Here is a 9,532-nt window from a genome sequence, read left to right on the forward strand (position 1 = left end):
CGCGCCGGCGCCCGCACCCGCCCCCGCGACGCCGCCGGCGCCGCGCAAGGCGCCCGAGGCCAAACAGGCGGAAGACACGACCTTCTTCTAGCCGGATAGCGGACTCAGAGCGCGCGTTTGCAGGCGACGATCAGCCGTTCGACGTCGTCCGCGTCCTGATACAGGCCGAAGCCGAAGCGGATCACGTCGTCGCGCACATCGGTGACCACGCCCGCATCCAGCAGCCGCGACTTCCACGTCGGGGCGTCGTCATGCCGGAAGGCCAGGAAGCGCGCCCGGCGGGCCTCGCCGGTCAGGGGATTGATCAGTTCCGCTGACGCCAGCCGACCGGCCTCGCCGCCGGCGACGGCCGTCTGGAACCGCGCCATCAGGCTTTGGGCATGGGCGCTGACATCGGCCGTGGTCAGGCTCGCCTCGTCCAGCATCCGCCGCACGGCGTTGAACCGGTACAGCGGCGAGACATCGAAGGTCGCGCCCCAGAAGCGGCCGCCGTCGCTGCGGTACTGCACCCCGCCCGGCGGCCCCGACAGATCGCCGAACTCGGCGAACCAGCCCGTCACCACCGGCCGCGGGCAGTAGCCGTCCGGCGCATGCAGGAAACAGACGCCTTCGCCCGCCATGGCGTATTTGTAGCCGCCGGCCAGATAGAAGACCCGGTCCGCCACCGCTGACAGGTCGGTCGGCGTGGCCATGAAGCCGTGATAGCCGTCGATGACCACCCAGGGCCCCGCCGGATCGGCCAGGTCCGCCAGATCGGCGATCCGGCCGAAGGTCTGTCCGGTGCGGAAGAAGACCTGGCTGATCAGGACCAGGTCAAAGCCGCCGCCTTTCGCCGCCTCGACGAACCGCTCGTCGAAGGTCTCGAACGGATGCAGGGGCACGCGGGTGACGACCGCCTCGCCGGCCTCTTCCCAACGCTGGGCCTGACGCCGAAAGGAGTGGAATTCGCCGTCCGTCGACAGGATGCGCACCGGCTTGTTCTCAAGGCCCGAGACGATCCGCAGCAGCAGGTCATGGGTGTTGGGCGCGAACACCACCGTGTCGGCGCTGGGCAGGTTCAGCTCGCGGACGACGTGCGCCTGGGCCTCCGGCACGACGTCGCCGAAGATCAGGTCCCATTTCCGGTCGGCGAACTGATTGGCCTCGACCCAGGCCCGCACCTGGCCGTCGAAGCTGGCGTCCGGCCACAGGTGATGGCTGTGCGCCGCGAAATGCAGCCGCTCCGGGTCCAGCGACAGGGCGCGGGAGAACAGGTCCTTGTGAGCGGCCATCAGTCTTTCCCGTCGGTAACGAACACCGACGGTCGATAGCGAGGCGCGGTCACGCGCTCAAGCAGCGACATCACGCCCGGCCGCGGCCGTCGGCCCTTCGGGACCTCCCGACCCGACGCGGCCTGACGCGCGCTCAAGCAGCGAGCCGCCGCGCGGCGAGCGTTAGCGCCCTAAATCAAACTTCCGTGGCAGTGCTTGAACTTCCGGCCCGAGCGGCAGGGGCAGTCGGCGTTGCGCGGCGTGCGTTCCCAGCCGACGGGCAGGACATCGACCGGCAGGCGGGCGCGGTCGTCACCCGTGGCCATGCCTTCCGGATTCTGCGCCAGCGGATTCGACATCTCGTTCTCGCCGGTGCCCGGGTTCAGGTGGATTTCCTGGAACTCCGGCATGTCCATCGCCGGCGGGGCCTCGAAGCGGAACTCGACCGTCATCAGCCAGCGGGTGACGTTATGGCGCAGCTCATAGAGCAGCGTCTCGAACAGGTTGAAGGCCTCGGTCTTGTATTCGTTCAGCGGATCACGCTGGCCGTAGCCGCGCAGGCCGATGACGCCGCGCAGGTGGTCGAGATGGACCAGGTGCTCGCGCCATTGCATGTCGATCATCTGCAGCAGGAACTGCTTCTCCAGACCGCGCGTCTGTTCGGCGCCGATCTGCTCAAGACGCTCATTGGCGCGGGCGTCGGCGGCGGCGATGACCCGCTCCTCGATCTCCTCGTTCGACACGCCTTCCTCGGCGGCCCAGTCGTGCAGCGGCAGCTCCAGGCCGAGGGTCGACTTCACCTTCTCGTCCAGGCCGTCGATGTCCCACTGCTCGGCATAGGCCTTGGGCGGCATATGTTTTTCGATCAGGTCGGAGATGACGTCGTTGCGGAACTCGCCGACCAGTTCGGACAGGTCGGTCGAGTCCATGAACTCCTGACGCTGCTCGAACACGGCCTTGCGCTGGTCGTTCACGACGTCGTCGTATTTCAGCAGGTTCTTGCGGATGTCGTAGTTGCGGGTCTCGACCCGCTTCTGGGCGGTCTCGACGGCGCGGTTGAGCCAGGGGTGCGAGATGGCCTCGCCCTCGGCCACGCCGAAGCTGCGCATGATGGCGTCCAGACGGTCGCCGGCGAAGATGCGCAGCAGATCATCCTCGCAGGACAGGAAGAATTTCGACGTGCCGGGGTCGCCCTGGCGGCCCGTGCGGCCGCGCAGCTGGTTGTCGATGCGGCGGCTCTCGTGGCGCTCGGTGCCCAGGACGAACAGACCGCCGGCGGCCAGCGACTTCTGCTTCTGCACGGCGATGTCGGCCTTCAGACGGGCCTCTTCCTCGGCCTCCATCTCGGGCGTGATCTCCTGCGCCATGTTGCGCAGGTCCTGACGCCATTTCTGCAGGCGCATTTCCAGGTTGCCGCCCAGCTGGATGTCGGTGCCGCGGCCGGCCATGTTGGTGGCGATGGTCACCACGCCGGGCAGGCCGGCGTCGGCGACGATATAGGCTTCCTGTTCGTGCTGGCGGGCGTTCAGCACGCTGTGCGGAATGCCCTTGCCTTTGCGGACCTCGATGTCGAAATCCTCGTCCTTGAGCGCCTGATAGGCCTTCTTGGCCTCGCGCCGCGCCTTCTCGTCCTCGCTGGTCACAGCCTCCAGCAGATGGGCGTGCTGGGGCTTCAGCGTCTTCAGCGTGACCTCGTATTCATAGGTCTTCAGCAGTTCGGACAGGGTTTCCGACTTCTCGATCGACACCGTGCCGACCAGGATCGGCTGGCCCTTGACGTGGCATTCGGCGATCAGGGCCGCGATGGCCTGGTTCTTCTCGGCGGTGGTGCGGAAGATCTCGTCGTCGTGGTCGATCCGCTTGACCGGCCGGTTGGTCGGCACTTCCAGGACGTCCATCTTGTAGATGTCGAGGAATTCCTGGGCCTCGGTCGCGGCCGTGCCGGTCATGCCCGACAGCTTCTCGTACAGGCGGAAATAGTTCTGGATGGTGACCGATGCCAGGGTCTGGTTCTCGGGCTGGATCTTGACGCCTTCCTTGGCTTCGATGGCCTGGTGCAGGCCCTCGGACAGACGGCGCCCGGTCATCATCCGGCCGGTGAACTCATCGATCAGCATGACCTCGCCGGCCTTGATGATGTAGTCCTTGTCCTTTTGATACAGGGTGTTGGCGCGCAGGGCCTGGTTGATGTGGTGCACCAGGGTGATGTTGGCGGCGTCGTACAGACCGGTGGTGTCGGGCGCGAACAGCTCGCGATCTTCCATGATCTGTTCAATCTTCTCGGAGCCCTCCTCGGTCAGCAGCGCCTGACGCTGCTTCTCGTCGAGGTCGAAGGTGGTCTTGTCCTGGATCAGTTCCTTGATGATCCCGTCGACGATCAGATACAGGTCCGACCGGTCTTCCGTCGGCCCCGAGATGATCAGCGGCGTGCGCGCCTCGTCGACCAGGATGGAGTCGACCTCGTCGACGATGGCGAAATGGTGCGGACGCTGCACCATCTCCTTGCGGTCATAGACCAGGTTGTCGCGCAGATAGTCGAAGCCGAACTCGTTGTTGGTGCCGTAGGTGATGTCGGCCGCATAGGCCGCCTGACGCTGGCCCGAGGACAGGCCGTTGACGATGACCCCAACCTCCATGCCGAGGAAGCGATAGACCCGGCCCATCCATTCGGCGTCGCGGCGGGCCAGATAGTCGTTGACGGTGATGACGTGCACGCCCTTGCCCAGCAGGGCGTTGAGGTACACGGGCGCCACGGCGACCAGGGTCTTGCCCTCGCCTGTGCGCATTTCGGCGATGCCGCCGTCGTGCAGGATCATGCCGCCGGCCAGCTGAACGTCATACTGGCGCTGACCCAGCACCCGCTTGGACGCCTCACGCGCCACGGCGAAGGCTTCGTTCAGCACCTTGTCCAGGGTCTCCCCCCCCGCGATCCGGTCGCGGAAGGCGTCGGTCATCATGCGCAGTTCGTCGTCCGACAGGGCGGCGAACTTGTCCTCCAGGGCGTTGATCTTCTGAACCCGGCCCATGAAGTCCTTGACCTTGCGGTCATTGGAGGAGCCGAAAATCTTCTTGGCGATGCCGAGCATGGATGATCCGAAGGCGGGCGAGCGACAGGGGCTCTGGTACTGAAAGGTCCCGAAGGAGCGGCGACGACTGCGCGGGGGGAAGGGGCCTCGGCGATGACGACCCGGTGCGCCTGTCACAGGCGCGCGCGAGGGCCGCGCGATCGTTCGAAAACCCCTCGACTTGGGCGCAGGCGGGACTTAAGCACCGGCCTTATCCCTGTCAACGCGAGGGGCTTTGCCGCCCCGTGACGGAGCGCGCCCAAATGCGGCCTTCCAGCCCCTTCGTCCCCGTCCTTTTTGCGGTGCTTCTGGCCGTCGCGGCCTGCGGCCGGGGCGGCGGCTCCGACCGCGCCCCCGAGCCCGGCGACCGGTCCGTGGCCGAGGTTCAGGGCCAGACCATCTGGGCCTCCGACGTCAAGCGCGAGGCCGTGGCTCAAGGGCTGGTCGGCGAGGGCGAACCGCTGGACGTGACCTCCGACCTGTTCCGCCGCGTGCTGGACGAGGTCATCGACCAGAAACTTCTGGCCCGCGAGGCCGAGCGCCGCGGCCTCGACAACTCCGCCCTCGCCCAGCGCCGGCTTGAGGCGACCCGGGAGCGAATTCTCGGGGACATGCTGGTCGAGACCGTGGTCAACGGCTCGATCTCCGACCGCGCGGTGGAGACCATCTACCAGGAACAGGTGCGCCTGGCGCAGACGTCGGAGGAAATCCGCGTCCGCCTGATCCTGTCGCGCACCAAACCCGAGGCGGACGCCGTGATCGGCATTCTGGCGCAGGGAGCGGCCTTCGAGGCCGTGGCCGCCGAAAGCTCTATCGACGACGCGACCCGCTATTCCGGCGGCGACCTCGGCTACCGCACCATCGACGTCATGCCCGAGGCCTACAAGAACGCCCTGCGCGACCGCCCCGCGGGCTCGACCGTCGGCCCGTTCCAGACCGAGGGCGGCTGGGCCGTGCTGCGGGTCGAGGACCGTCGCCGCGAGACCCCGCCGACGCTGGAGCAGGCCCGACCCCAGATCGTGCGCTACCTGACCTATGAAGGCGTGCGCCAGCTGCTCGAGGAGCTGCGCGGCAAGGCCGAGGTCGAGGTGCTTCTGCCCGGCGATACGCCCCGCTCGCAGGAGCCGGCCTCCGCGCCGCGCCCGCCCGCTCCCTCGGCCGGAACCTCCGCCGCGCCCGCGTCCCCGCGGGCGTCGCCGCCGCCCGTCGCCGCTGCTCCTGCGCCGAAGAAGACGTCATGAGCCGTCCGCCCGAGGCCGGCCGCGCCTCGACCGGCCAGAAGATCGAACAGGCCATCGAAAAGGCCTTCGACCCTCTGGCCACGGCCCTGAAACGCGCCACGACCCCGCCGCCGCCAAAGCCGCTGACGTCTGCCGCGCCGGGCAAGCCGGGGCTCGAAATCTCGCCCCTGGCCGTGCCCTTCCCGACCATTCCGCCGATCGGCGGGGTCGAGATCGCCACGGCCCGCGCGGGCTTCTACAAGCACGAGCGCGACGATCTGGTGGTGTTCAGCTTCGCCCGCGGCACGACCTGCGCCGGCGTCTTCACCCGGCACAAGATCGGCTCCGCGCCGGTGGACTGGTGCAAACGCCAGCTGGACACGGCCGAAGGCGGGCAGGACGTGCGGGCCCTGGTGGTCAACGCCGGCTGCGCCAACGCCTTCACCGGCAAGGCCGGCGCCGACGCGGCCCGCCGCACCGCCTCCGAGGTCGCCAAACGCTTCGGCTGCCGCCAGCGCGACGTCATGCTGGCCTCCACCGGCGTGATCGGCGTGGTGCTGGACGACCGCAAGATCGTCGCCCGGATGCCCGATATCGAGGCCGGGCTGGACGCGGACGGCTGGGCCCGCGCCGGTCTCGCCATCATGACCACCGACACCTTCCCCAAGGGGTCCTACGCCGAGTGCGAGATCGAGGGCCGCAAGGTCCGTATCGCGGGCATCGCCAAGGGGTCGGGCATGATCGCGCCCGACATGGCCACCATGCTGGGCTTCATCGTCACCGACGCGGCCATCGCCCCGCCGGTGCTGCGCGCCCTGCTGGGCCTGCACGTCCGCACCACCTTCAACAGCGTGACCGTCGACGGCGACACCTCGACCAATGACACCTGCCTGCTGTTCGCCACGGGCGCGAGCGGAGCGCCCCGCATCGGTCGGGTCGGCGACCGCCGGCTGAAGGAATTCTCGGCGGCGCTGGACAAGGTCATGCTGGATCTCGCGCACCAGCTGGTCCGGGACGGCGAGGGGGCGACCAAATTCGTCAAGGTCACGGTGGACGGCGCGGCGAGCCCCGCATCAGCACGAAAACTGGCCAAGTCGATCGCCGACAGCCCCCTGGTCAAGACCGCCCTGGCCGGCGAGGACGCCAATTGGGGCCGGGTCGTCATGGCCGTCGGCAAGACCGAGGAGCCGGTCGACCGCGACAGCCTCGCCATCCGTTTCGGCCCCCATGTCGCGGCGATCGACGGCGCTCCCGCCCCGAACTACGACGAGGCGAAGATGAGCGCCTATATGAAGAACGCCGAGATCGACATCACCGTCGACGTCGGCTCGGGCCGCGCCTCCGCCACTGTCTGGACCTGCGACCTGACCAAACGCTACGTCGAGATCAACGGCGACTATCGGAGCTGACTGGGGTAGGATGTGGGCATGACCCTGACCGACCCGTCGTCGCCCGACACCGCCCTGAACGACCAGGAGTTCGACGCCCTGGCGGAAGGCCGCCTGACGCCGGAAGCGTTGGAGCGGTTGCGGGTCCAGGTCCAGGCCGCGCTCGACAATCCGGATGAATCCGTCAGTCACGACGAGGTCTGGACGCGGCTCGAACAGCGAATGAAACGTGCCGTCGCGCGCGCCGCTTGATCTGCTCTACCGGCGTGAGGCGCAGCGCGATCTGGATGATCTCTTCGATTTCATCGCCATGGAGCGGCCTGTCGCGGCAGAGCGCTTCCTGCTCGAGATCAAACGGTCCTGCGAGGGTCTGCGCTGGTTTCCGTTCATCGGACGGCGTCTGGACCCGGACGATGACCGCGTCATGGTGCTGACCGTCCGGCGCCGCGCCGCAATCAAATACGTCGTGACCGTCACAGCCGTTCACATCCTTGCGGTCAGCTATCGCGGTCGTGACCTGTCCGCCTTTTTCGCGGGACGCCGTTCATGACCCTCCCCACCGTCCTCGTCGTCGCCGTGGCCCTGATCGACGCCGACGGCCGGGTGCTGATCGCCCAGCGGCCCGAGGGCAAGCAGCTGGCCGGCCTTTGGGAGTTTCCGGGCGGCAAGGTCGATCCCGGCGAGCGGCCTGAGGCGGCCCTGATCCGGGAGTTGAAGGAAGAACTGGACATCGACGTCAACGAGGCCTGCCTGGCCCCGTTCGTTTTTGCGAGCCACGCTTACGATTCGTTTCACCTGTTGATGCCATTGTACCTCTGCCGACGCTGGTCGGGGGTTGTGCAGAACCGCGAGCACGCGGCGCTGAAATGGGTCCGGCCGAACCAGCTTTCGGACTTTCCCATGCCTCCGGCCGATGAACCCCTGGTCGCCTGGTTGCGCGACCTGCTCTAGCCGCCGCAAGGAGGGGGCCGATGATGAGACGCTTCCTCTCCCGCCTCCGGCGCGACGACAGCGGCGCCACGGCCATCGAATACGGCCTGATCCTGTCGCTGATGTTCCTCGTCATCCTCGGCGCCCTGAACGCCTTCGGGGCCACCGGCAGCGGCATCTTTAACGGCGCCATGGACATGCTCCGCGCCGCCATGGGCGGTTGATCCTCCCGTCGTGCTCGTCGTCCAGCACCAGTGGCGCCGCTGGAGCGTCTCGGGGGGGCAGATTGCGCTTCCCGGGGCACAGGACGTGGACCTGCCGGCGCGAAAAGCGTTCGGCTGGGGCCAGGATTTCGACTATTCGGAAGAGCCTGCCCGGTGCAGCCGGCTGCGCCTCGAGCCGCGCCCTGGCGCTTTGTGGCGACCCCTGGAATGGCGCGGGGGCGCCCGGGAGATCGAGATCGGCCTTCACAGGCCGGGCGGCCTCCGGTCGAGCTGGGAGAAGGCCTACCATTCGCCGGACTGGCTATTCACACTGAAGTCAGGCCGCACCGCTCGCGTCCAGTGGAACGGCCGGTTCGGCCCTCGGCCGGGGATCGGTCCGTGCTTTGAGGATCATGTCTACCGGATCGGCGTTGGCGACCCCGATCCGGCCATGTTCCGCGACCGCGCGCCGGACATCACGCACGAGCGTCTCCATCTACGAAGCTAGCGCGGCTCACCCCTCGCCCGTCTGCTCCCTGACCCCCAGCGCATCGGCCAGCCGCATCTTCGCCGAACCGCGCGGCAGCGGCTTCTGCTGGCTCTCGTGCGGGGCCCAGCCGGCCAGATGCACGATCTCGAAGGTCGCCGGGATGCGGCCCTCGGCGTCGGCGTGCCGCTCCGCATAGAACTGCGCCGCCCGACCGAGGATTCCGCGCGTCAGCGGCCGCACCGCACCCGCCAGCACATTGGTCTCGCCCATGGCGCGCAGGTCGCGGATCAGGGCGAACAGGTCGGGATAGCGCACCGTCACCCGGTCCACATCGGCCACCGGCAGGGCGAAACCGGCCCGCTGCAACAGGGCGGCGCCGTCGAACCCGTCGGCGAAGGGCGAGACCCGCGCCTGGGCCCCGCCGCGCGCTTCCAGCTCCGCCTCGGTCAGGACACCGCGCAGCTCCTTCAGCGTCCCGGCCCCCAGCAGGGTGCCGAGGAACAGCCCGTCCGGCTTCAGCGCCCGCCGGATCTGGCTCAGGGCGCCAGGCAGGTCATTGGCCCAGTGCAGGCTCATCAGCGAGACGATCAGGTCCTGCGACCCGTTCGCCAGATCGGGGGGCGCCGCGCCGGGACCCGCCCGCGCGGCCCGGTCGCCCACGGCCTTCACCGGCCCGACCCTCTGCGCCGCCGCGCTCCCGGCCAGGGCGGCCGCGAAGGCGCCGGGATGCGCCGACAGATCGGTCGCCTCCGGCCAGGTCCGCATCAGCGCCTCCAGACTGCCGACCGCATTCTCCGCCGCCCGCGCGTGCAGGAAGTCGGCGCGGGCCAGCGTCCTTTCGCTGCGTTCAAGTCTTGCCGTGCGGCGCTGAACGTCGAAGATGCGGGGAGGATCGGAGGAAGGGCTCATGCGGCTTCAGGATGGGGTCTGGCGTGACCGATTGAAAGCGGCCGTCCCGCAGGCGGCGCTCGGCGCCCGCGCATTGG

Annotated in this window: 10 protein-coding genes; 7 read left to right on the forward strand and 3 right to left on the reverse strand. The window is 68.5% G+C overall.

Going from position 1 to position 9,532, the window contains the following annotated elements; all coding sequences use genetic code 11:
* Positions 1–104 precede the first annotated feature (104 nt).
* Together QQJ79_RS13685 and secA are read right to left on the reverse strand one after the other, a co-directional pair.
* Positions 105–1,271 (reverse strand): aminotransferase class V-fold PLP-dependent enzyme, encoded by a 1,167-nt coding sequence (locus tag QQJ79_RS13685; protein WP_284223474.1) that lies wholly within the window; start codon positions 1,269–1,271, stop codon positions 105–107.
* 170 nt (positions 1,272–1,441) lie between these two features.
* Positions 1,442–4,336 carry a preprotein translocase subunit SecA gene (gene secA / locus QQJ79_RS13690; RefSeq protein ID WP_284223475.1) on the reverse strand — a complete coding sequence of 965 codons (2,895 nt, stop codon included), beginning with the start codon at positions 4,334–4,336 and terminating at the stop codon, positions 1,442–1,444.
* A gap of 242 nt (positions 4,337–4,578) precedes the next feature.
* Between secA and QQJ79_RS13695 the strand changes: the two genes are divergently transcribed.
* From QQJ79_RS13695 to QQJ79_RS13725, 7 genes are read left to right on the forward strand one after another with little or no spacing between them, the layout of a single operon-like run.
* On the forward strand, positions 4,579–5,556 hold the full coding sequence (locus QQJ79_RS13695; RefSeq protein WP_284223476.1) for a peptidylprolyl isomerase: 978 nt from the start codon (positions 4,579–4,581) through the stop codon (positions 5,554–5,556).
* Positions 5,553–6,944, forward strand: a complete 1,392-nt coding sequence (argJ, locus tag QQJ79_RS13700; RefSeq protein ID WP_284223477.1) for a bifunctional glutamate N-acetyltransferase/amino-acid acetyltransferase ArgJ — start codon at positions 5,553–5,555, stop codon at positions 6,942–6,944. Before QQJ79_RS13695 ends, argJ begins: the two co-directional genes overlap by 4 nt.
* Before the next feature lie 18 nt (positions 6,945–6,962).
* The gene (locus QQJ79_RS13705; RefSeq protein ID WP_284223478.1) at positions 6,963–7,175 is read left to right on the forward strand and encodes a hypothetical protein; all 213 of its coding nucleotides are present in this window, start codon (positions 6,963–6,965) and stop codon (positions 7,173–7,175) included.
* Positions 7,153–7,473, forward strand: a complete 321-nt coding sequence (locus QQJ79_RS13710) for a type II toxin-antitoxin system RelE/ParE family toxin (protein ID WP_284223479.1) — start codon at positions 7,153–7,155, stop codon at positions 7,471–7,473. The genes QQJ79_RS13705 and QQJ79_RS13710 overlap by 23 nt, the downstream gene beginning before the upstream one ends.
* A complete protein-coding gene (locus tag QQJ79_RS13715) occupies positions 7,470–7,874 on the forward strand; it encodes a (deoxy)nucleoside triphosphate pyrophosphohydrolase (RefSeq protein WP_284223480.1) in 405 nt (134 codons plus the stop codon). The genes QQJ79_RS13710 and QQJ79_RS13715 overlap by 4 nt, the downstream gene beginning before the upstream one ends.
* Positions 7,875–7,894: 20 nt before the next feature.
* Positions 7,895–8,077, forward strand: coding sequence for a Flp family type IVb pilin (locus QQJ79_RS13720; RefSeq protein WP_284223481.1), 183 nt, complete (start codon positions 7,895–7,897; stop codon positions 8,075–8,077).
* 10 nt (positions 8,078–8,087) lie between these two features.
* Positions 8,088–8,564, forward strand: a complete 477-nt coding sequence (locus tag QQJ79_RS13725; protein ID WP_284223482.1) for a hypothetical protein — start codon at positions 8,088–8,090, stop codon at positions 8,562–8,564.
* Positions 8,565–8,570: 6 nt separating this feature from the next.
* On the opposite strand, the gene QQJ79_RS13730 is transcribed toward QQJ79_RS13725, so the two are convergent.
* The gene (locus tag QQJ79_RS13730) at positions 8,571–9,455 is read right to left on the reverse strand and encodes a methyltransferase domain-containing protein (protein WP_284223483.1); all 885 of its coding nucleotides are present in this window, start codon (positions 9,453–9,455) and stop codon (positions 8,571–8,573) included.
* Between the last annotated feature and the right edge of the window lie 77 nt (positions 9,456–9,532).

Source organism: Brevundimonas denitrificans, assembly GCF_030160755.1.
GTDB lineage: Bacteria > Pseudomonadota > Alphaproteobacteria > Caulobacterales > Caulobacteraceae > Brevundimonas > Brevundimonas denitrificans.